Genomic DNA, 21,279 nt, shown 5'->3' on the forward strand with positions numbered 1-21,279 from the left:
GAGATCGACTGCGGCGGCGACCTAATGGATCAGTGCTCAACCCGGCACGACACCCCATCAGCGCTACAGGCAGCCTCACCGACCGGCCGGGGCACGATCTAACCCTAGGAATCGGACAACACTCCAGGTGGCAGAAGTGCTCACCGACCGGCGGCTCGGTTGATCAGCCTGGCCCCGACTGTTCACGCCCAGTCGTAGGCTCGCCGATCGCCTCCCATTAGGTGGCGCCGATGACGAGGGTGCTGCGGGCGGTTTCGACGACGTCGGCGGTGATGGTGTGGAGTTCGTTGATTTTCATGATGCGGTGGATCTGGGCGAACAGTCGTTGCAGGAGCCGGAAGTTGCCGCCGGTGATGCGGGCGTCGGTGAAGTCGTCGGTGTCCAGGTCGAGGCCGAGTTTGTGCCAGTGGCGGGTCAGGACGAAGGTGAGTTCCTCGCCGGTCAGGGGCCGGTAGTTGTGGGCGAAGCCGACGCGGCCGTAGAGCTGCGGGTAGCGGGAGAACGTTTTCTCGATGCCGGGCATGCCGATGAACAGTAGGCCGTGGTCTCCGCGGTCGTACTGGTCGCGCAGGTGTTCGATAGCGGTGGCGGTCAGGCGTTCGGATTCGTCGATGACGAGCAGTTCGATCAGCACTCCATCAGCACCATGATCACACTCTTTCCGCGCCACCCGACTGCGTGAGGACCCCTACTTGGTCTGTGTTGGTGTCGGACAACGACATTGTGGCGGCTCGGCGGGCGTTGTGGAGCTACCGCCGAGCCGCCGTTGAACATGACGCGGCCGCTGCGCTGGCGGCGATTCTCGGCCGCACTCGGCGTACCGGCCGGGGCCGAGCGGGTGTGCGTGGTGTTGTGCAGCGCCAATACCGATCCCGCGGGTCTCGCGGCCACCCCGGACCACAAGGTCGATCGGAGCATTGCGGCTGCATTGCCCCATAGGTGCGACACGACCCTTGACAACATACAACTAATTGGTTGTATATTCTTCTCGTGACCGAGCGAGACGAGGAGGACAGGGCTGATGCGCTGTTCCACGCGCTCGCCGACCGGACCCGGCGCGACATCATGCGCAGGGTGCTGGCCGGGGAGCACTCGGTCTCCGCTCTCGCCGCGAAGTACGACATGAGCTTCGCGGCAGTGCAGAAGCACGTCGCCGTCCTACAGAAGGCCGGCCTGCTCACCAAGCGGCGCGACGGCCGCGAGCAGCTGGCCAGCGGCGACGTGACGGCGGTGCGGTCAGTGGCGTCCATGCTCACCGAGCTGGAGCAGGCCTGGCGTGGCCGCATCGCGCGCATCGACGAGCTGATCGCATCCGACACCACACCGCACCGCAGTCAGAAGGAGTAACAATGCCCGTCATCAACGTCCAGCACGACCCGGACTCCCGCACCCTGACCATCACCGCCGAATTCGCCGCGCCGGTGGAGCGGATCTGGCAGATTTACGCCGATCCGCGCCAGTTGGAAAAGGTCTGGGGCCCGCCGACCTACCCGGCGACCGTCGTCGACCACAACCTCACCCCGGGCGGCCGGGTGACCTACTTTATGACCAGCCCGGAGGGCGAGAAGTTCGCCGGGTACTGGAAAGTCACGGCCGTCGACGAGCCGCGCAGCTTCTCGTTCGAGGACGGGTTCGCCGACCTGGATTTCAACCCGAACCCGGATTTACCGGTCTCGCAGAACATCTACACGTTCACCGAGCAAGATGGCCGCACCCGCGCCAGGTACGTAGGCACGTACGAAACCGCGGAAGGACTGCAGAAGGTGCTGGAGATGGGTGTCGTCGAGGGCGCCAGCGCCGCGCTCAACCAGATTGATGCCCTCATCGCCCCTTGATCCGCATTCAGCCAGGCGTGCATGACGTCCAGAATGACTCGGGAAGTGCGCTTTGACGCTGCTCGACGGCGGCCCGAGGAGGCAGCTTGTCGCAACCCCGTGGAGGTGGCGGGGGGCGGGTGGCAGCACAGGGCCTCGCGAGCAGCGCCGTTCAGCACAGCAACGGGACCGCTACGCGTCACGATCACCGCCACCCGGCACCGCGAAAACACCGCCACTTTCCGCCGCGAGTCACAGCCACATGCCTGACCGGCCCGAAAAGCGTCAGAATAGAGTCTCATTCTTCGTTTCTTGACACTTGTCCGCCTGATTCCTAGACTCCAACCTGACATATCGGGTTCGGAAGGGGGCAATCATGCGCGTCGGCTACATCAGGGTCAGCACCGTCGATCAGAACACCGTCCGCCAACTCGATGGGATCGACGTCGAACGCACCTTCACCGACAAGGCCTCCGGCAAGGACACCGCACGCCCGAAATTGGACGAGCTGATCGGCTACGTCCGCGACGGCGACACCGTGATCGTGCACTCGATGGATCGCCTGGCCCGCAACCTCGATGACCTGCGGCGGCTGGTACGCACCCTGACCGGCAAGGGCGTGCGGGTGGAGTTCGTGAAGGAGTCGCTGACCTTCACCGGTGAGGATTCGCCGATGGCGAACCTGCTGCTTTCGGTGATGGGCGCCTTCGCCGAGTTCGAGCGCGCCTTGATCCTCGAGCGTCAGCGTGAGGGCATCGTGGCGGCGAAGGCTCGCGGCGCCTACACCGGCCGCAAGCCCGCGCTCACCGCCGAGCGGGCCGACCAGCTGCGCGCCCGCGCGGTCAGCGGGGAGTCCAAAGCGGCCCTGGCGAAAGAGTTCGGCGTCAGCCGCGAAACCGTGTACAGCTACCTGCGTGCCACAACCGTTACAGACTGAAGTGGGGCACAGGGATAGGCGGCGAGATAGTCGCTTTTGCGCATGCCTGGTCACTTGCGGCGGCAGAAGAGGCGGAGCGGAGACACAGGAGGGGAGTAGCAAGCTGGACTGGACAACAGCCCCCGGCGGCGCCTCTGCCGCCGGGGGCTGTCGCAGGTCAGGACGCTACCCGCCTACGGCCAGGCTGCCCACCCCAATGTCACGAATAGGTCACGGCGGCTGCCGTGGACTCGGGGGTTGCAGTAAATCCGCCCGATCCGGTGCGGGGCAAGTGACCCTTATCGGTGGCTGAGTCGTTCGTGCGGTCGCGGAGGACATGCAAATCTTCTGAGAGGACGAGGAACAGAGTGCAAAACGGTTATCGTTCCACGCTGGTGGAGCAGGTGCGGAAGTACGCGCCCGCGCTCCCTCCGGGGAAGGTGGATTCGCTGCGCGAGAAGGTCGTGGTGGGTGAGCTCTCGCTCGCCTCCGCCGACCTCGTCAGCGCGTTGGTCAACGCCGCGGTGCCCGTCGACCCGCAGGACGTGCCTACGCTGCGGTGGCTGCTCGAAAGCGTCACGCTGCCCCCAGACACTCCGGTCGACCTCGCCGACCAGCTGGTGATCGAGTGAGAGTCGCCGACTCAACAGCAGCGCGCATCTCCCTGGCTCGCTGCTGTTTCTCGGGTGGTTCTGGTCGCGATTCCGGACATCACTTGGTCGCGGATCTCGGCACAGGCGCATCTCCTTGGTCGTGAATCCTGGCGTCAAGCATGTCGATCGATGTCTATTCGGAGGCTGTCGGTTCTGGGGACGACGAAGACTCGATCTCGATTCAGCTCCCACTGTTGTGGGACAAGGAAATATGTGTCCGGGGTCCGCGCCAGCATTCGTAGTCCGCTGTAGACGTAGCGATACTTCTCGCCAGGCACGGTGAACTCATTGACCTGTGTACCAGTTCCCTCGATTCCTAGCCTGTCGACGCTCAGGACGAGGATCGAGGGACGCCCTGGAAACCTGGATTGAGCCAGGTTGCGTGCATCGGTGGTGGCCTGTCGGTCGGCGTATGCCCCTATGCCCCAGATAGTTCCGGCGAATCCGAGCGCAAGCAATACGACCAAAACGCCCGTAGGTGCGGGGCGCGGTGTGTTTCGGCGGGCGGTTCGCCCTGAACCGATCAACGCTGGACAGCTCGATCGCAGGGTGATGGCGTGGCCGAGCAGCATGGCTCCCACCACGAGAAAACCCGGCAGATAGGTGCTCAGCGGTGGACCGACGGTGCGGTCGACCATCCATGTGATGCCCGGTGTCGCGCTCAGCGCTGTGCCGACAATCAGTACGACCACATACCAGCGGCGCAGATTCTGTCGGGGGCGCCTCGTCCGCACGGCGATCACGAGAGGGAGCCGGCGAGCCGAAGCGAGAACCAGCAGGCCGAGCAGAGCGATCACCACCGGCCAGAAGGCGCCAGTGAGGCTACGCAGGGTGTAGTCGGCTACCGACAACCCGAGCATGCCGACATCGACACCGAAATAGGCGAACCATGCGTGGGCGTACGCCCACCCGAAGTAGTACAGGACAGCGGTGAACAGAAAAGCTTGCGAGGTGACCGCTCCCGCTAATGACAGAGCCAAAGCGAAGGGCGCCTGCGGTTCGGGTGACGAGGAGGAGCCACTCACCGGGTCACCGTCGGTGTTCGGGTCGGGGGAGTGGTTGGTGTTGTCACGCTAGACGGCGGTCGCGTCGTCTCCGGGACCGTAGTAGTTGTCCGCGAGGGCGAGGTCCGCTCAGGCCCAACCGTCTTGGACAGAGAAGTTGTCGCCGCAGCCGTAGCTGTAGGAGGTAATACCTGAGTGGTGGGCAGACCCGGCCGCGGTTGGGTACCGGTCGCCGCCTGCTCAGGCGAGGCTCCTGGCGCCGAGTCCGACGAGGTCGACGTAGGTGGGTCGGGTGAGGTGGACGCGGGATCGGTGACACCCGTCTGCTGCGGGCTGCTCGGTGAACAGGCAGCCAGTGCAAGCACCACGAGGACTGCAACGACGAATCCGATTGGCCGAGAACTCTTCTGCATGCGCGACCCCCTGTGCACGACCTGGAGTGATTCTGTCACGAAGCTGTCCGACAGTCCCGGCATCGACAACATCACGGGGGAGGTTTCACGGATGGAGCCGAAGCCCTGTTGCCTGATAACCGTGGTGATCTGGCAACACTCCAGTCGAACCGGCTGTACCGGGATCCCGGTAGAAATGACCGACCTCAATATCAAGACCGACTTACGCGACGCCCGGGACCTGGCCCAAGGCGTAGCCGACCCTGCTGTCTCGAATCCTTGAGCCGGCGCCCATTCGCTGGACTGAATCGTTACTTGACGCTGCTGGCCGGACGGTCGGCCGAAACGGTTTCAATCACAAGAAGTGAAGGGTCAGGCTTATATTTCATGTGTGGCTGACGCGTGAGCCTTGGAAGTGAAGTTCTTCCGGACCTCCGGGCTGGAGGGCTAGGGGCAAGGCCGCGCAGTTAACGTGTGAGTTGGTGTGTCAAGCGGGGTGGGGTGGTGAGCGGGGACAGCGGAACTGCTGGTAGAGAGGTGTTGTCCGCCAAGACAATCCGCTCGTCCGAGGAGTTCCGCTGTCAGTTCAGTGTGTCATTGATCGTTCCTCGCGGGTCGCGGAGGGTGTGTTCGCGCCGGGGCACCTTGGGGAACTGACCCGGATCGTGTCGTTCGATCTGGTCGACGCGGCGCTGGAAACAGCCGGTGCCGTGCGGTCGCGAGTGCGGCTGCTGCCGTCGCGGGTGGTGGTGTATCTGCTGCTGGCCGGAGCGTTGTTCTCCGATATCGGGTATCGGCAGGTATGGGCGCGGTTGTGTGCCGGGTTGCCCGGTGGATCGTTCGTGTGTCCGGGTTCCTCGGCCTTGTCACAGGCGTTGCGCCGTGTCGGGGTCAAACCGTTGGCCGCGTTGTTCGACCTGCTCGCCGGCTCCGCCGCTGGAGCGGTGCGGTGGCGGGGTCTGCTGGTGTGCGCGATCGATGGCACCAGCGTGTTTGTGCCCGACAGCCCGGGCAACGTGGCCGAGTTCGGGCGTCACGGTGGCGGTCACGCCCAGGCCGGGTACCCGATGCTGCGGTTGCTGGCGGTGGTGGCGTGTGGCACCCGCACCGTCGTCGATGTCGTGTTCGGTCCGTTGCGGATCGCGGAAACAGCCTATGCGCCACAACTTTTGGGGTGCCTGCGCCCGGGCATGTTGTTGCTGGCCGACCGGAACTTCGCGGTTACGGCGTTGATCGAGCAGATCACCGACACCGGAGCGGATCTGCTGATCCGCGCCAAACTCAACCGGCGCGTTCCCGCGATCGCGCGGTTGGGTGACAGATCGTGGCTGACCCGTACCGGTACGGCGACTGTGCGCGTAATCGACGCCGAGATCGCCGTCAGCTGCGCCGGCGGGCCACGCCGGGTCGAGCGGTACCGGCTGATCACCACCTTGACCGACGACAAGCGCTACCCGGCAGAGGAATTGGTGGATCTCTACCATCAACGATGGGAGATCGAAACCAGCTATTTCGAACTGAAATCGACCATCCTCGGTGGGCGGGTGCTGCGCGCCCGCACCCCGACCGGGGTCGCCCAAGAGGTCTACGCGTTGTTGATCACCTACCAGGCGCTGCGCACCGCCATCGCCGATACTGCGCTGGCCACACCGGGTTTCAGCCCCGACCGCGGCAGTTTCACCATCGCCGTGCACACCGCTCGCGATCAGCTCATCCAGGCCGCCGGAGTCCTCGCCACCACCACGATCAACCTGATCGGCACCATCGGCCGCGCGGTCCTGTCCAGCCCGCTGCCACCGCGACGCCAACGCTCCAGCCCCCGCATCGTCAAACGCGCCATCTCCAAACACCGCGCCAAGGGCGAGGTCGACCGCAACATCTACAAAACCCAGATCAGCGTCCATATCCTGCCCGGTTGACAACCAGGCAGAAACCCAAACTGCGCGGCCTTGGGGCTAGGGGTAGTGCGCATGTGGGTTCTCGGTTGCGCGTGGGTTATCGGCCTGCGCCGACCTTCCAGTCGAAGGAGTCGTGACCATGACCCTGCTGACCTATACCTTGCTCACCGACCCGGCGCCCCTGGAGGCGTCAAGGGCTCGGGTCCAGCGGACAAGCCGGAACGACGGATCGATCACCTTTCCTGAAGCTGGCATACAGGTATGCAACGGCCTGTACGACACCCCGCGAGGCGGCTGCGTGTTCGCCGAGTACGGCATATACCAGAACCAATACTTCTCTCGAGAGGACGACAATCGGTGGATCGATCTGTCGGATGACGGAGAGGTATCCGTGAAACACAGGCATAAGGGGGATGGGACGACGACCTACGCGAGCCTGAAGGTGTCCAGGCTGGACACCGATACTCACAGGTGGTGAGCGGATAATCGGGCGGCCTGGCTGCTGCAGGCGCGCTTCCGCGCGGACGCGGAACTGGAAGCCCTGAAAGCGAAAGCCGCGCCCGAACTCAGTGCCGGCGGAGTGATGCGCCGAACTTCGAACACTGACCCGTGCACACTCCGGCGGGCCGAGCCCGAGTTCATGGATCAGTCCTTCTCGCCGCACGGCTCGGCAGCGAACGCTACCGAGCGCGGGCACGGCAGCTCTACGAGTCATTCATCGAATACGTGCCTGGGCTCCGTCGGTGAGCTCGGGCACGTATTTGTACAGCGTGGTCCGCGAGACCCCCAGCAGCCGCGCGATCGAGGACACCGACTCGTCCGGCCGGGTCAGCAGAGCGCGGGCCTGGCAGACCTGCTCGTCGCTTATGGCCGGTGGCCGACCGAGCCGCTGCCCGCGTGTCGATGTTCGAAGTCGCGTGCACTGATGTCCGAACTCGTGTGTGCACCCACGTCGTCGAACCCATGGGTGGAGTCCGGCCGGGCGAGTTTGAAAACCTGATGATCCTGGCGCAGGTCTGGGACGACGACCGATCCGCCCCGACTGGACGCGCTGGCCACGAACACTGCCCGAATCCCCCAATGTGCGGGTGGCCGGTCGTCAGCTCAGCATGCAGTAGCAGCCGTTGTCTGCACGAACGATGGGGCACGTCTGGGGGGCGGTGGCCAGGGTGCCCTTGACATGCAGGGACAGGTCCCACACAGTGATGTCGGTGTCCCGGTCGCTCACGACGCGCAGTTGCACCGCTGCCAGGTCCGCGCTGGCGGCTACCGTGATTTCGGCTTTGGTGATGATTGTCAAGGTCTGGCCGTAGTTGTCCAGTACGGAGGTGGCTGCCGGGATCGGTGTGCGGTCGCGGAGTAGTTCCAGTGCGAGGGTGCCCGGCGCATTGTCGAGGTCGATGGTGGCCTCGGCCCGGATCCGGTAGGCCATCATCCCCGGCGCCAGTCCGCCGCCGGCCAGTCCGCCGCCGGCCAGGGTGATTGTCTCGGCGGGGCAGTCGGGGTCGTGGGGTTCGATCAGGGGCCGAACCTCACCGGTGCGCCCGTACAGTTCCTGATCCCCGCCGAGACCCTCGGCATACCGCAGCGACACCGGCACACCCCCGGCAAGTGTCAGGCCCTGCCCACCCGGCCGCAACATTTCGCCGGCATGGACGTAGCGCGCCGACGGCGTGAACCCGTAGTCGTGGATCCAATCCCGCGCCAGAGTCCAGCGCGCCTCACCCGGTGCATCGCCGATCAACGTGGTCGCGAGGTCGAACGTGCCGGTGACCACGGCGAGCAGGAATGCGGCCATACCACCGTCGAACCGCCGCCACGACGGATCCGAAATGTGGCGGAAGACCACCACCACCGGCCAGTCGTCCGGGTCCTTGCCCTCGGTTAGCCAACAGAGCCTGTCGCCGTTGTAATTGCCGCCCCACTGCAGCAGCCCGCCCGGCGCCGGATACCCGGGGAAGGGCACCTCCAAGGATTCGTAAACACCGTAGCCGTTGTCCTCTTCGGCCACATCCACCAAGGTGCTCAGAGTCGAGGTGTCATCCTGCTGCCAGGCGGGGTAGTTGACGCCGAGTTCGTCGTTGATCGCCCCGTCGCCGTATAGATCGATGAAGTCCCGATAGTCGCGCGGCAGCCCGACCCCCATCGCCTCCTCGATTCGCGTCCAGGGCGGGGCGATCACCGGACCCAGCGGCGAGGGCGGCATGACCGCACTCAGATGCGCTACTGCAGGGTGCACGAGACGCCTTCCTTCCCAAGGCCCGACGCGGGGCAGGACGCAGATACCTGGTCAGTTCAGTTCTAAGCCGTGGCGGCGGCCCGGGCGAGGTGGCGCACAGTTGGCAACAGCGTAGGGAACTCGATCTCGGGGTGCCGTTAATGCCCACCACGTCTGAGAAGTTGTTGAGCTGAAACTGATGTCCTGCGCCAGTGCAGTTGGCCCAGCAGAAGGGCGCTGACCTTTGGTGGGCCATTTCGAGTGGCAGAGCGAATCTGGTTTTCTGCCATTGAAGTTGGCCCAATTCAGCGTTTCGGACGTCGCGTGGTCCAGGCGTGAAGGATCTCGTGGACCAGTGATATCGGTGGGGGTGGTGGTTAGATGGCTTCCTGTGGACCGCGAGGAACTGATGGCGACCGTATCCCGCCTCATGGGGGCGGAGGTCAGTGCCCTGACGTGCGAACAGCCCGGGCATCCGGACGGGCACACATGCGTGCTGGTCTCCGACGACGGCATAGATCCATCGGGCATGTTCGCCAGTCGGTACCCGGGTGTGTACTGGAACGGCGAGCCGCCGATGGCCCTCCCGGAAGAGCACGACTGGGACCACGCCTGGGCGCAGGGCATGCGCGCGGTCGCGGTCGGGGAGGACGCGGACAGCCGTCTGGTCGTCGCCGTCGCGGAGCGGACCATCCCGGAACCGGTCGATCCGCCCGCGGAGATGTCGTGGGTGCAGCGGCTGGTCGCGATCACGGGTGGGCCATCGGCGCCCGTCCCCGCGCCCGATTGGGCAGTGGTCGAGTCGCGGCTCGGCACCCCCCTGCCGAGCGACTACAAGCGGCTCGTCGAGGCGTTCGGCTGCGACGGCAGGTTCAACGGGTTCTTCGGGGTATTCCACCCAGAAAAGCTCATCTGGCACACCGAGTATCACACCCGCAACGACTGGACGTTCGGCGACGAGCATCCGCCGTTCCCGGCCCCGGGCGGGCTGATCCCCTGGTCGAACAACGAGCACGAGGAAACGTACTCCTGGATCACCGAGGGGCCCGATCCCGACCGGTGGCCCGTCTACGCCGTGGACAGCCTCGACGAGGGCAGCCGGTTCGAGTGCACGGCCACGGAGTTCCTGTTCCGGCAGATGACCGACCAGGAGCACCCGTTCCACACCGCCGCGGAGGGCGTCCGCGGGCACTGGTTCCAGGAGCGCGGGGCCCCGAAATCCTGACACTCACGCCCATCGGGTTTCGGGGGCTTTCTCTCGAACCTCCCGGGGCAATACGGCGAAGCGTGCAGACCGAATCGACGTAGCCTCCCGATCCGACCGCCGGTCCGGGCCTGCGGCGGCCGCCGAACCGCCACCGAAGTCCTGGCCTGCACGGCGGGGCTCGGGACGGTGTCTACACGGTAGGGACGATCACTTTCGCCTGAGGCCGGTTGCCGGGCCCGCGAGCTCGCGGTGCAGCAGGAAGGGTTTGTGGGATCCAGCCAGGACCCCGCCGGATCCGAGGCCGAATCCCGCTCCCATCAATAGAACTCGACCAGAACGGGCCAACTGCAATGGCAGAGACTCCACGATGGGCCAACATCGATGGCAAAAGTCCAACTTCACTGGCAGAGGACAACTGACGGCCCGGCAGACCCGCCACGAAAGGCGTTGGTGGCGACATTGGCGACCAAACGATGTCGCGATTGGCGATCAGAACCAGGCCGGGTTCCGGGTCCGCGTCGTGCGCGGTCGTTCGCGCCACTGGAACTCACGTGAGGAAACTGGGGGAAACTCAGCTGGTGTTTCATAGGTGACCCGTCTATGAAACACGCAGAAGGCGCCAGGCGGTAACCGTCCTGGCGTCGCAGTTTCCCTCGGGGGTCCTCGCCTCAAACTGGGCTGTCGGAACCGAGTCTATTTCGGTGAGTTGCCTGTTCGCGACGTGCGCGCGAGGCCATCGCGGACGATGGCCAGCAACCGGTCGGCCTGGGAAACGTCGGCTGCGGCGCGTCCGATTCCGTTGGCCGAAGCGAGCAGGTCGGCAACGTCGAGGTCGGCCTTGATCGCGCCCGCTTCCTGCGCCCGGCGCAGCAGATCGGCCGCGGCAGTGTGCATCGTCTCGTGCCATTCCCGGTACAGCGCGGACCGCTGTCCGGCCTCGTCATCCGGAATAGACAGGGGCAGTTGGCCTTTCGTGGAGACGTGCGCGATGAACGCGCGCAGCCAGGCAAACAGCGCATCGGCAGGCGAGGGATCCCCGAGCAAGGTCCGGCCCAGCTCGCCCAGCGCAGTGACCTCCTCGGCGTAGACGGCGATGACCATGTCGCGGCGAGTAGGGAAATGGCGGTACATCGTCGCATTCCCGACCCCTGCACGCCGGGCGATCTCGTCCAGCGGGGCGGTTACGCCGAGCTCGTCGAATACCTCCCTCGCGGCCGTCAGCACTAGCTCGTAGTTGCGGCGCGCATCGGCGCGACGTGGTCGGTCGACCATCTTTCTCCTTGCAAAGTGGGGGAATCCCCGGTTAGTCTAGCGGCGAATAAACGGGGAATTCCCCATTTCACTGATGAGAGGTCTTCGAATGCTGGACATCACCGCGGCGGATCGAATCGCGATACACGAGACGATCGCGCTGCACGGACATGTGGCCGATGACCGTGACTGGGATCGGTGGGGCGAGCTGTACACCGACGATCTGGTGCTGGACCTGGAAGACTTCGGGCTCGGCACGGCCCGCGGCATTGCGGCGCTACAAAAAGTGGCTCGCGACAACCAGGACGACCCGGCCCAGCCGCTGGGGCATCACGTCACCAACATCGTTCTGGTCGCACAGGATGGCGTCCGGGTGCGTGCGCGTTCCAAGGGGCTCGCGGTCAATGCGGACGGGACGAGCGGGACGGTCATCTACGAGGACACGCTCCGCCGGGAACCGCAGGGCTGGCGCATCTGCCACCGGAAGATCATCGCGCGCCGCGCACCCGTGCAGGCCTGACGGCTCAACTTCCGTCGCCATGATCGATCCGGATAGCGGATCTGGAACATGTTCTCTCAGCGGATCACCTGCTGTCGGTGGCCCCACGACTGGCAAGAACCGCAACGCGGCAAATGACAGCAGCGAGCAGGGCTTTATCCAACAACTCGTTCCAGGGACAGGTCCAGGCGGGTATCCATGTCGAGCCGGACGCGGCCGTAAGGGTTGATGTTCGACCAGAACAACGGGCTCAGTGCGCGGCGCTCGTTGTCGCCGACCAGGCCGTGGAACTCCGGGTCCTCCAGAACCGCGTGCAACAGAAGGGTGTTGATGTACACCATCGCCGATTGCAGTAGGTGTAGCGCGAGCATCGATACCTCGGCGTGTTCGCGGTCGGCGCCCACGAGTTGGGAGTCCTTGCCGTAGAACACGACGGTGTTGGCGGAGTTCCAGTTCTCCACCACCTGCAACCCGCCGTTGATCTCTCTTCTGAGTTCTTCCGATGCCAGATAGTTATCAGGTACGTGGAATCTGACCGTGGGACAGATGATCTCCCACTCGGCACCTGTGCCTCACCGACCTTGCCCGAATGGGCTGGGAACTGCACGCGATCGCCTCGTTTGCCGGTCACCGCGACACCGAGTCCACTCTCACCTACATCCATCTTTCCGGCCGCGACCTGGCCGACAAGCTCAACCGCGGCATGGAACAGATCCACGGCTGGCGGGTGCAGATGCTCGCGCGCCTCGGCGAGGACGGGGCGGAGGCGATCAGGTCGTGATCACCACTTCCACGGCGGCCGTCTCCTCGACGGCTGCGGCTCCAGTCTGGCCATGGCCCATCGACTTGGACCGATACGACCGACGCCCCGAACTCACCGACCGCGAGCACGCGGCTCTCGACGCCCTGGACTGGCAAGTGCGCCGTCGTCGTGGATACGACCGCGATCGCGTTGAATGGCAGGTGATTTCACGGCTTATGGCTCCGCTCGACGATGCGCGGGCGGCGTTGCGCTGGTGCCCGGACACCCAAGCTCACCGCCGCTCGGTCACCGATGCGGTCGGGCTGGTTCTGCGGCGGTGCCTGGAGGACGGCACATCGTATTGGGCATGGTCCGCCGAGGACTGGCTGCGCCTCATCGGCACCGGTCACATGGAGTTCGAGAACGCTTGGCCCGGGTGGATCGACGGCACGGTCCGGCCCTACGTCGCCGCGCACGCCTACACGCTCGGCGGTTTCACCGACTTTCACCGCATCGGCAAGTTCTTTCGTCGATCGCTGGCATGGCGGGATGTTCGGTGATGTCGGTACACCACAGCTCGTTGGGTCGAGCGGCGGTGAAGGCGCGGTTCACCAGATCCGCGGGAGTGCTCACTCCGAGCATCGGGTGACCGCGACGTTTGCGTCTAGGAAGGCCGAAGATCCCAAGGTCGGACATGATCGAGGCCACGAGTTTGTGGTTGACGATCATCTCGCACTCGGCCAGCAGCGCGGCCCTGATCCGGCGCTTGCCATAGGTTCCGCGCGACTGGACATGGATCCGCGATATTTCGTCGGCGACCACGATCCTACGAATCTTTCGGGTGGACAACGGTCGTCGCCGGTGTCGTAGGAAGGTGGATCGATTCACTCCGGCAACCCGGCAAGCCGACCGGCCCGAATATCCGAGCGCGATCAGCCCTTCGACGACCGCGATCCGCCTTTTGGGAACACCACCGCCTGCGCATCGAACAATTCGCAGGCGGCGCGGGTGAGTTTCAATTCGGCTTCCAGCGCGGCAATTCGCATTTTCGCTGAGGCCAGCTCGTCGGCCTCCACGCTCGGAACACCTTCTCGGACTCCTGCATCGATGAGCACCTGTGCCTTCCAGCGGAACAGTGTGGCAGGCGAGATCCCTGTCTCCTCCGCTATCCGGGCGACGGGCTCGCCAGCTCGCAATCGAGCACACACCTGCCGGCGCATAGACGGCGGAAAGGATTTCGGCATCGTGACCTCCTGCGGTCAGTCTGCCTCAACTCTCAAAACTGCGGATCCCGGAGCGGGGGCCAGATCAGGTGGACCTGCAATCGGGGCCCAGTCAACTGCTGAGGTCACCGTCGTCGGAGTCGTCTCGTCGTGCAGCTCGGTGTGCTGGTGCGTTCTATCTCCGTGGGTTTTCGAGGAAGGCGCGGAGCTGGTGGGCTGAGAGTGGGTGGGAGAACAGCCAGCCTTGGTAGAGGTCGATTCCGAGTCGGTCGAGGGCCTGGAACTGGCCGGTGGTTTCCACGCCTTCGGCGACACAGCTGCGTCCCATCGCGCGGCCGATGCCGGTCATGGCTTGGGCGATGGCGAGGTCGGCGGCGTCGGTTTCCACGCCGGAGACGAACTGGCGGTCCAGTTTGATGATCTGTGTGGGTAGGTATTTGAGACGGGCCAGCGAGGAGTAGCCGGTGCCAAAGTCGTCCAAGGCGAAGCGCACGCCGCGTTCGGCCAGCTCGACCATGGCTTCCCGGGATCGTGTGGGCAGGTCGACCAGGGATGTTTCCACCATTTCCAGGACCACGCGGCGCCAGTCGATGCCGCATTCGGTGATGACCGCGGTGATCGCGTCGACGAATTCCGGATCGTGGGGCAGCAGTTCGGACAGGTTGACCGCGATGGCCACGGGGTGCCCGTCCGGCTCGGGCCAGCTGGATGCCTCGTGTAAGGCGGTGCGCAGCACCCAGCGGTCCAGTGCGCGCAGCATGTTTCCTTGCTCGGCCACACGCAGGATCACCGCTGGTGAGAGCAGGCCGCGTTCGGGATGCGGCCAGCGCACCAGCGCCTCGGCCATCGCGACGGAATGGTCGCGAGTCATGATCGGCTGGTAGTGCAGGACGAGGGAGTCGGTGTCTATTGCCGCGTGCAGTTGCTCTTCCAGGCCGAGTTGTGCCTCCACAGTGGCGATCAGGGCGGGGGTGGCTAGCGACACGCGGCCGGGGCCCAGGCTTTTCGCATGAAACATCGCCGCGTCGGCGTAACGCAGCAGATCCGCGCCGACGGTGTCCTGGTCGAGCATTGCGGCGCCGACCGAAGCCGACACGACCACCGGCCGCCCGCGCACGGGCACGGTCGTGGACAGCAGTCCCGCCACCCAGGTCGTGAAGGGCTCCAGGCCACCGACGGCGTCGACGTCCGGACAAATGATCAGATACTCGTCACCCGAGAGCCGGGCCGGTGTGCACCCTGGCGGCAGCCCGTTCGTGAGGCGCCACGCCAGCGCCTTCAGCAGTTCGTCGCCGGCCTCGTGGCCCAGCGCGTCGTTGACCCGTTTGAAGTTGTCAATGTCGCAGAACAGCACGGCGACCTGTACAGCGCCACCGTGCAGCAGGCTGCCGAGCAGCTCGTTGAGGCCGGTGCGGTTGAGCAGCCCGGTCAGATCGTCGTGGGTGGCCTGGAAGCGCAGCGTTTCGGTCTGACGCAACCGGTCGGTGATGTCTTGGAACACCACCACCCAGAACCGGCTTCCGTCGTCGGCCACCGACGCCGCGCTGTGCACATCGCAGGGCACCGGCTGGCCATCCGAGCGCAGCAGCGTCCGCTGGTGCACGCGGGATTGGTTCAACGTCGCCTCCGCCGATGCCGCATCCGCGATGAGGCTCGGGCCACGATCGTCCGGGTGCAGCAGGCCTACGGCGGGCATGGCGATGAGTTCAGGAAGCCGGTAGCCCAGCAGGCCACACAGCGCCTCGTTGGCGTCCAGCACTTGCCCGGCTTCGTCGAACAACGCGATACCGGCCGGGGCGAGGTCGAACAGGTCGGTGAACCGCCGGCTCGACCGCTGCTGCCGGGTGCCGGCTTCGGTCTCATCACGGGTGACCTGGATGAAACCCCGTACGCTGCCCCCCGGCGACTTCTGCGCAGTGATCACGACATGGGCCCAGAACCGGGTGCCGTCGCGGCGCAGGCACCAGCCTTCGTCCACATGCCTGCCGAACTCGGCGGCCTGAGCCAGCTGCCAGTCCGCGTGGCCGGCAGTGCCGGGTTCCGCCGGGGCAAACACCGAGAAATGCCTCCCGATGATCTCCTCGCCGCGATAGCCCGTGATGAGTTCTGCCCCGTCATCCCAGCTCTCCACACGGCCAGCCGCATCGAGCACGAAGATCGCGTACTCACGCATCCCCGCAGCCAGCAGACCAAGTCGCGCCTCAGCCTTCGACTGCAGCCGCGCGATCCCGCCGTGCCCTCCCCTGGGCACGAACCCGGTATCACGGTCCTTATCCATGTGACCCCAATATGTTCGATCTCGAGCCTCATTCTCGCAGTTTTCGATCGAGGGCCACAGAGACTAGAGACCCTATTGGCCGGGGAACGGGACTTGACGATGCCTGTTAGCCGTAATCGGCGAGTTTTCCGAGCATCCGTTGTCGATATTGCCATTGGTGCGAAGGTCTGCTCGAAGAGTCCGGCGATCCCTGTGGCGCCCTGCCAGGTCGTCTCCACGCGGACACAGCTACGACCACCTCCTTGATCAAGCACCGTCCAGGTGGTGACCATGCTGGAGTTGGCGTCGGCTTCCACGAGCTGGCCCGGCCGCGGTTCGCTGATGTCGATCAGGCAGTCGCGAACCCGCTTCCGGGGCGTCCGCAGCTTCCAGTCCCCGACCGACTCGACTTCATGCGGAAGGTCGAGCCCGACGTCATCGTGCCCTACTGGATGACGCTCCACTCGGCTTGGCGCTTGATCGTGCCTGGAGGTTTCCTCGACGCGCCCTATGGCGAGCGGTGGAAGGCCAAATTGGAGAAGCGAATGGCGGAGGGCAGCGTCCGCTCGCGGTATCTGCCCTGGTTCGCATGGATTTGATCACGCCACACCAGGTTCGGAACATATTGACCGACCGCCGTCGGCTCATCTGTTCTACCGGCGTTCGCCGGATACCGCCTTCGCCAAGGCGACCCCTGCTGCGGTGCTTCACCGCCAACACGCCTGCGTGGAGGACTGTATTCGAAGGAGCCAAAGCCACCGGGCTGCGCAACCGGCCGTTCCTCATTGTCCTGCACTTGACGCCGTTGTAGCTGACCTGGAGGCCCTCCGGTCGAGCACGTCCGCTGCGAAACCGCGCGCGGTGACGCCCTCGGACTCGAGCATGCCCGCGAGCTCGTCCACGCTGGTCTGCCGGTGCGACAGCAGCGCCACGCCGAATCCCTCGCGGCCGAACCGGCGGGCCACGGCAAGGCCGACTCCGCGGCCGGCGCCGATAATGGCGACAGTGGTCATCGTTCCTCCTTCTTCATGATCTCCCGCGGGAGGCAGCACAGCTCACCGCACCCGCGCGACGGCAACACTGGGATGCTAGGTGGTTGGTGTCGAATGGGTGTGTTTCATCGGTGACGTGAGCTGGTTGGTGGGGGCTTATCAGTCGACCGGTATCGGTGGTTGCTGGCGGTAGTCGGACGAGTCTGGTTGTGGCTGTTGATGTTCGGGCTCATGGTGTCGGGCGTTCGGGCTCGATGGGTGGGTGTCAGGCGGGGGCTGCGGTCCAACCGCCTGTGGTGTGGGCGATGCCGAGGACTGCGAGGCGGGCGAGGTTGTGCGCAGCGGCGAGCAGTCCGAAGTCGGCGGCGACTTTGACTCGTCCGCGCATGCGGGCGCGGCGTCCGCCGTGGCGGCGGCGCATCAGGTGCCCGATCTTGCGTTCCACCTTGGGCCGGGTGGCACGGTAGTCGGCCTTCCAAGCCGGATCGCGTTGGCGCTCGCGACCGGTGACCAGGTATTCCTCGAAAGCACCGACCGTGATCGTGCGGCCACCGGCCGCGGTGGTGCACTGCGCGCGCAGTGGGCACCCGGTGCAGGCGACGCCGAAACAGGCGGTGCCGGTCCGACGCCCGGTGCGGGCGCCGATCGTCGCGGTGACCCCTGCCGGGCAAGCCACCGTCCGCCGGTCCAGGTCGATGGTGAAGCGGTCCTTGGCGAAATGCCCTTTCACCGACGGCGAGGGCTGCACCTTGATCCGGTTGCCAATCCCGTTGTCGTCCAACCGCTTCAGCAACTCACCCGCGCCGTAGGCGGCATCACCGAACACCGCCACCCCACCGGCTTCGGCTTCGGCTTCGGCTTCGGCTTCGGCTTCGGCTTCGGCTTCGGCTTCGGCTTCGGCTTCGGCTTCGGCTTCGGCTTCGGCGGGCAGGATATCGGCGAGCAGGCCCTCAGCGGCGTCGGCGTCACCGGCATTGCCGGGGGTGACGGTGGTGGCGGTGATGATCTCGCTGTCGGGATCGACGGCGATATGGCCCTTGTAACCGTCGAACCCGCGAGCCGAGGTCTTGTGCCCGTGACGGGTCTCGGGATCGACGGTGGAGATCACCCGGTCCGCGGCGGTACCCCGCACGATACGGAAACAGCCGTCATCGCCTTCGGTGATGTCCTGGCCCACCACGGTGGCCAGCAGCTGCGCGGCCCTGCCCGTCGGCTCTTCGAGTTCACACCCGTCGAGCACCGCCAGCATTGCCATCGCGTCACCGGCGCGGGAATCGATCAACTGGGCGCGGGCGGCTTCGTCGTCCCAATCGATCACCGGTTTGGCCGCGCTGGCGTAATCGTCACCGCTGCTGACCCGCGCCCGCAACATCGTTGCCAGCTCCGCATCGGCGGCGGTGAACAGGCCCCGGATCGCCGACCGGACCAGGGTGATGGTGTCCATCGTGGCCACCGCGTCATACAACGGGGTCGAGTCCAGCACCCGGCGACGGCCCACCAGCCCTGCCCGGTGCGCGACTTGCAGCACGGTGTCGAAGATGCGGTTCGGCCGCTCCGAACGCGCCAGCCGGGCCCGCATATCGACCAGAACGGTGTGCACAAACCCTGGATAGTCGAAATCCAGGCCCCCGGCCGCGTACTTCCAACGGGCATCGAACGCGAACCGCTCCACCGCCTCCCGATCCGAAAGCCCCTCGACCCGCTGCAGCACCATCACCACCGCCACGATCATCGGCGGCACCGACCGCCGCCCGACATCGGTGAACAGATCAGCGAACATCTCATCCGGGAACAACCGGACACATTCCCGGTGCAACACACCATAAATCGAGTCCTCACCCACCCGCCCGGCGCAGAACTCGACCGTCGACCGCAGCAGATCACCCTGACTCGGTACACGCCCCAACGTCACCCGAAGCATTCTGCTCGAGACAGGCCCGCACCGCACGAAAAACACCAACCACCTAGGGCGCCCTGTCCGTCCTGAGGGAAGTCACTGACAGTGCCTCTCTCACAGCACCGCAGGGGACCGTAAGGCCGCTATCGTCGCCCTGGTTGTGACAAGCCGGACCCCTTCGCATTCGCGACTACGCCTCGGTTTCGCCCCAACCCACCCGGAACAGTCATGCGCGTTGTCGTCTTCGGAGCATCCGGCATGGTCGGACATGGTGCGCTGCGCGCCTGTGTGCCGGACGAGCAGGTCACCGAGGTGCTGGCGGTCGTCCGCTGGCGGCTCGACCTCCCGAACCCGAAGATGTGGGAGGTCGTCCACACGGACTTCACGGCCATCCAGGAAGAGCTGAAAGAACTCGATGTCGTCTGCCAGGGTGATGGGTTCTGACGCAGATAGCGTGATCGCGCTGGTCGGCGTGTCTCCGCAAGATCCGGCTCGGTATGGGTGAAGGTGGCAGGCGTGCGCTGATCTGGTTCGAATGTTGTTGCCGCACTTGATGGATCTGCTGATTCAGGATGTCCGGACCGAGGCCGGCGGAGTGCTCGTGGATGCTGTGGTTGCCACCCCAACGGCCCGGTGCAGCGGATGCGGAACCCTGTCCAGTCGTGTGCATTCCCGTTATCGCCGCCGGCTCGCCGACGCCGCTGTCGCCGGGCGGAAGATGGTCTTGCGGCTGATGGTGCGTCGGTTCTTCTGTGTGAATACTGACTGCCGGGCAAAGACTTTCGCTGAACAGGTCGACGGGCTCACGGTGAAACGGTCACGGCGGACCGATCAGCTGACCGTGATGCTCACAAGGATCGCGGTGGCGCTGGCAGGACGTGCCGGGGCACGGCTGGCGGCTCAGCTGGGGTTGCCGGGCAGCCGCGATACGCTGCTCAGGTTGATCCGCGCGCTGCCTGACCCGCCAGTCGGTGTGATCACCGTGCTCGGGGTCGACGATTTCGCCGTCAAACGCTCCCGCAAGTACGCCACCATCCTGCTGGACATGGCCACCCACCGACCCATCGACGTCATCGACGGGCGCGAGGCCGACCCGTTGGCGGCATGGCTGTCGCAGCACCCGGAAATCGAGGTGATTACCCGTGACCGTTCCGGCGCTTACAGCGAGGCCGCGCGCCGCGGCGCACCGCAGGCCACCCAATGTGCGGACCGCTGGCACTTGTGGCAGAACCTGTGCCAAGCCGTGGAGAAGACAGTTGTGGCGCACCGTGGTTGTCTCACCAGATCATCAACTGCCAGTGTCGATCCCAGTGAAGCTGTCCACCATGCTCCTGGAGCGGTCACGGGTGAGGCCACCACGGGACAGGCCGCCGAAGGCACGGCGCTGCTGCTCGAGAGCCATCGCGGTGGCGGAAACGCGGGATTGCGTGCGCGCACCGCCGAACGGTACGAGGCGGTGCAACGGCTGCGCGCTGAGGGTAAAGGGTTGCGCACCATCGCCAAAGAACTCGATATCGATCGGAAAACCGCTCGCCGGTTCGCTATCGCTGCCAGCCCTGAGGACGTCATCGCCGCCGCGACGTCTCGCGCCAGGATGATCGATGAGTTCGTGCCGCATCTGCTCACCCGCTGGAACGCCGGACACACCAATATCGTCGCCCTGATCACCGAACTGCGCGAACTGGGCTATCGCGGCAGCCCCAACAACGTCTACCGCTTCCTCCGGCCTTACCAGGCCAGCAAGCCATCGGCTCGACCGGCAGTCCCAGCACCGAAACCGAAGATCCGGGCGGTGACCGGCTGGATCACGCGTCACCCCGACACCCTGCCCGACGCCGAAACACACCAGCTCACCACGATTCTGACCTGCTGTCCCGAACTCGCGGCCACCCGCCGTCACGTCGGCACGTTCGCGGTCCTCATGCGCGACCGGCGCGGCGACCGCCTCCCGGAGTGGATCGCGAGCGTCCGTGCCGATGACCTGCCCGCACTGCACTCGTTCGCTATCGGCCTCGAGCACGACTTCGCCGCGGTCACTGCCGGACTCACCCTGCCCTGGAGCAATGGTCCAACTGAGGGCACCGTGAACAAGGTCAAGGCCCTCAAGAGGCAGTGCTTTGGTAGATCGAACCTGGACCTGCTCCGAAAGCGAATACTACTCAGCTACAACGAGTCCGGCTCCACCTCGGAAATCCGGCGGCCCTCGAAGTAATCACGCTATCTGCGTCAGAACCCTTCCTCCTGGCAGCCGACAAGACCCGCATCCCTACCGACAGCGGACCCACCAGTGGTTCTTCGCTGGGCCTGCCGGTGCAT

Annotated in this window: 24 protein-coding genes and 1 pseudogene; 14 read left to right on the forward strand and 11 right to left on the reverse strand. The window is 65.4% G+C overall.

Features of this window, described 5'->3' with window-relative positions; genetic code table 11:
* Window positions 1–217 precede the first annotated feature (217 nt).
* Window positions 218–649, reverse strand: a pseudogene (locus OH799_RS07505) (AAA family ATPase); the annotation flags it as partial.
* A 341-nt stretch (window positions 650–990) separates the two neighbouring features.
* Between OH799_RS07505 and OH799_RS07510 the strand changes: the two are divergent.
* The 4 genes from OH799_RS07510 (at window position 991) to OH799_RS07525 (ending at window position 3,362) form a co-directional block, all read left to right on the forward strand.
* Window positions 991–1,347, forward strand: coding sequence for an ArsR/SmtB family transcription factor (locus OH799_RS07510; protein ID WP_406277048.1), 357 nt, complete (start codon window positions 991–993; stop codon window positions 1,345–1,347).
* 2 nt (window positions 1,348–1,349) lie between these two features.
* Window positions 1,350–1,835, forward strand: a complete 486-nt coding sequence (locus OH799_RS07515; RefSeq protein ID WP_406273025.1) for an SRPBCC domain-containing protein — start codon at window positions 1,350–1,352, stop codon at window positions 1,833–1,835.
* A gap of 355 nt (window positions 1,836–2,190) precedes the next feature.
* Complete coding sequence (locus OH799_RS07520) at window positions 2,191–2,751, forward strand: recombinase family protein (protein ID WP_406277050.1); 561 nt, start codon at window positions 2,191–2,193, stop codon at window positions 2,749–2,751.
* 347 nt (window positions 2,752–3,098) lie between these two features.
* Window positions 3,099–3,362 (forward strand): hypothetical protein, encoded by a 264-nt coding sequence (locus tag OH799_RS07525; protein WP_406277052.1) that lies wholly within the window; start codon window positions 3,099–3,101, stop codon window positions 3,360–3,362.
* Between the two features lie 134 nt (window positions 3,363–3,496).
* Here OH799_RS07525 and OH799_RS07530 read toward each other — a convergent pair whose 3' ends face one another.
* The gene (locus OH799_RS07530) at window positions 3,497–4,408 is read right to left on the reverse strand and encodes a hypothetical protein (protein ID WP_406277056.1); all 912 of its coding nucleotides are present in this window, start codon (window positions 4,406–4,408) and stop codon (window positions 3,497–3,499) included.
* A gap of 276 nt (window positions 4,409–4,684) precedes the next feature.
* Between OH799_RS07530 and OH799_RS07535 the strand changes: the two genes are divergently transcribed.
* From OH799_RS07535 to OH799_RS07545, 3 genes are all read left to right on the forward strand, one after another.
* The gene (locus tag OH799_RS07535; RefSeq protein WP_406277058.1) at window positions 4,685–5,062 is read left to right on the forward strand and encodes a hypothetical protein; all 378 of its coding nucleotides are present in this window, start codon (window positions 4,685–4,687) and stop codon (window positions 5,060–5,062) included.
* A 343-nt stretch (window positions 5,063–5,405) separates the two neighbouring features.
* Window positions 5,406–6,698, forward strand: a complete 1,293-nt coding sequence (locus OH799_RS07540) for an IS4 family transposase (protein ID WP_406273045.1) — start codon at window positions 5,406–5,408, stop codon at window positions 6,696–6,698.
* Window positions 6,699–6,816: 118 nt separating this feature from the next.
* Entirely contained in the window at window positions 6,817–7,155 is a 339-nt protein-coding gene (locus OH799_RS07545; protein WP_406277060.1) for a hypothetical protein, read from the forward strand.
* A 237-nt stretch (window positions 7,156–7,392) separates the two neighbouring features.
* Here OH799_RS07545 and OH799_RS07550 read toward each other — a convergent pair whose 3' ends face one another.
* Window positions 7,393–7,758 carry a helix-turn-helix domain-containing protein gene (locus OH799_RS07550; RefSeq protein ID WP_406277062.1) on the reverse strand — a complete coding sequence of 122 codons (366 nt, stop codon included), beginning with the start codon at window positions 7,756–7,758 and terminating at the stop codon, window positions 7,393–7,395.
* 18 nt (window positions 7,759–7,776) lie between these two features.
* Window positions 7,777–8,916: an SMI1/KNR4 family protein gene (locus OH799_RS07555; protein WP_406277064.1), complete on the reverse strand. Its 1,140-nt coding sequence runs from the start codon at window positions 8,914–8,916 to the stop codon at window positions 7,777–7,779.
* 388 nt (window positions 8,917–9,304) lie between these two features.
* Here OH799_RS07555 and OH799_RS07560 point away from each other — a divergent pair, with 388 nt between their 5' ends.
* On the forward strand, window positions 9,305–10,120 hold the full coding sequence (locus OH799_RS07560) for an SMI1/KNR4 family protein (protein ID WP_406277066.1): 816 nt from the start codon (window positions 9,305–9,307) through the stop codon (window positions 10,118–10,120).
* A gap of 675 nt (window positions 10,121–10,795) precedes the next feature.
* Here OH799_RS07560 and OH799_RS07565 read toward each other — a convergent pair.
* The gene (locus OH799_RS07565; protein ID WP_406277068.1) at window positions 10,796–11,374 is read right to left on the reverse strand and encodes a TetR/AcrR family transcriptional regulator; all 579 of its coding nucleotides are present in this window, start codon (window positions 11,372–11,374) and stop codon (window positions 10,796–10,798) included.
* Between the two features lie 73 nt (window positions 11,375–11,447).
* Here OH799_RS07565 and OH799_RS07570 point away from each other — a divergent pair, with 73 nt between their 5' ends.
* The gene (locus tag OH799_RS07570) at window positions 11,448–11,873 is read left to right on the forward strand and encodes a nuclear transport factor 2 family protein (RefSeq protein ID WP_406277070.1); all 426 of its coding nucleotides are present in this window, start codon (window positions 11,448–11,450) and stop codon (window positions 11,871–11,873) included.
* Between the two features lie 134 nt (window positions 11,874–12,007).
* Here the strand turns inward: OH799_RS07570 and OH799_RS07575 are convergent, their stop codons facing one another.
* Entirely contained in the window at window positions 12,008–12,403 is a 396-nt protein-coding gene (locus tag OH799_RS07575) for a Tn3 family transposase (RefSeq protein WP_406281887.1), read from the reverse strand.
* Between the two features lie 14 nt (window positions 12,404–12,417).
* On the opposite strand from OH799_RS07575, the gene OH799_RS07580 reads away from it, so the two are divergent.
* Together OH799_RS07580 and OH799_RS07585 are read left to right on the forward strand one after the other, a co-directional pair.
* Window positions 12,418–12,633, forward strand: coding sequence for a hypothetical protein (locus OH799_RS07580; protein WP_406281890.1), 216 nt, complete (start codon window positions 12,418–12,420; stop codon window positions 12,631–12,633).
* A complete protein-coding gene (locus tag OH799_RS07585) occupies window positions 12,630–13,154 on the forward strand; it encodes a hypothetical protein (RefSeq protein ID WP_406277072.1) in 525 nt (174 codons plus the stop codon). Before OH799_RS07580 ends, OH799_RS07585 begins: the two co-directional genes overlap by 4 nt.
* Here the strand turns inward: OH799_RS07585 and OH799_RS07590 are convergent.
* The 3 genes from OH799_RS07590 to OH799_RS07600 form a co-directional block, all read right to left on the reverse strand.
* Window positions 13,090–13,482, reverse strand: coding sequence for an IS3 family transposase (locus OH799_RS07590; RefSeq protein ID WP_406277074.1), 393 nt, complete (start codon window positions 13,480–13,482; stop codon window positions 13,090–13,092). The genes OH799_RS07585 and OH799_RS07590 overlap by 65 nt on opposite strands.
* Window positions 13,483–13,526: 44 nt before the next feature.
* Window positions 13,527–13,838 carry a transposase gene (locus OH799_RS07595; protein ID WP_406277076.1) on the reverse strand — a complete coding sequence of 104 codons (312 nt, stop codon included), beginning with the start codon at window positions 13,836–13,838 and terminating at the stop codon, window positions 13,527–13,529.
* A 154-nt stretch (window positions 13,839–13,992) separates the two neighbouring features.
* Window positions 13,993–16,095: a putative bifunctional diguanylate cyclase/phosphodiesterase gene (locus OH799_RS07600; protein ID WP_406277078.1), complete on the reverse strand. Its 2,103-nt coding sequence runs from the start codon at window positions 16,093–16,095 to the stop codon at window positions 13,993–13,995.
* A 242-nt stretch (window positions 16,096–16,337) separates the two neighbouring features.
* Between OH799_RS07600 and OH799_RS07605 the strand changes: the two genes are divergently transcribed.
* Complete coding sequence (locus OH799_RS07605; protein WP_406277080.1) at window positions 16,338–16,673, forward strand: hypothetical protein; 336 nt, start codon at window positions 16,338–16,340, stop codon at window positions 16,671–16,673.
* 183 nt (window positions 16,674–16,856) lie between these two features.
* Here OH799_RS07605 and OH799_RS07610 read toward each other — a convergent pair whose 3' ends face one another.
* Both OH799_RS07610 and OH799_RS07615 read right to left on the reverse strand, forming a co-directional pair.
* The gene (locus tag OH799_RS07610) at window positions 16,857–17,087 is read right to left on the reverse strand and encodes an SDR family NAD(P)-dependent oxidoreductase (protein ID WP_406277082.1); all 231 of its coding nucleotides are present in this window, start codon (window positions 17,085–17,087) and stop codon (window positions 16,857–16,859) included.
* Window positions 17,088–17,331: 244 nt separating this feature from the next.
* Complete coding sequence (locus OH799_RS07615) at window positions 17,332–18,978, reverse strand: IS1182 family transposase (protein ID WP_406277084.1); 1,647 nt, start codon at window positions 18,976–18,978, stop codon at window positions 17,332–17,334.
* Between the two features lie 213 nt (window positions 18,979–19,191).
* Between OH799_RS07615 and OH799_RS07620 the strand changes: the two genes are divergently transcribed.
* Together OH799_RS07620 and OH799_RS07625 are read left to right on the forward strand one after the other, a co-directional pair.
* Window positions 19,192–19,407 carry a hypothetical protein gene (locus OH799_RS07620; RefSeq protein WP_406277086.1) on the forward strand — a complete coding sequence of 72 codons (216 nt, stop codon included), beginning with the start codon at window positions 19,192–19,194 and terminating at the stop codon, window positions 19,405–19,407.
* Between the two features lie 91 nt (window positions 19,408–19,498).
* Window positions 19,499–21,175 carry an ISL3 family transposase gene (locus OH799_RS07625; protein WP_406277088.1) on the forward strand — a complete coding sequence of 559 codons (1,677 nt, stop codon included), beginning with the start codon at window positions 19,499–19,501 and terminating at the stop codon, window positions 21,173–21,175.
* Window positions 21,176–21,279: the final 104 nt, after the last annotated feature.

Origin of the sequence: Nocardia sp. NBC_00881, from assembly GCF_045207455.1 — a bacterium.
In the GTDB taxonomy this organism is placed as follows: Bacteria; Actinomycetota; Actinomycetes; order Mycobacteriales; family Mycobacteriaceae; genus Nocardia.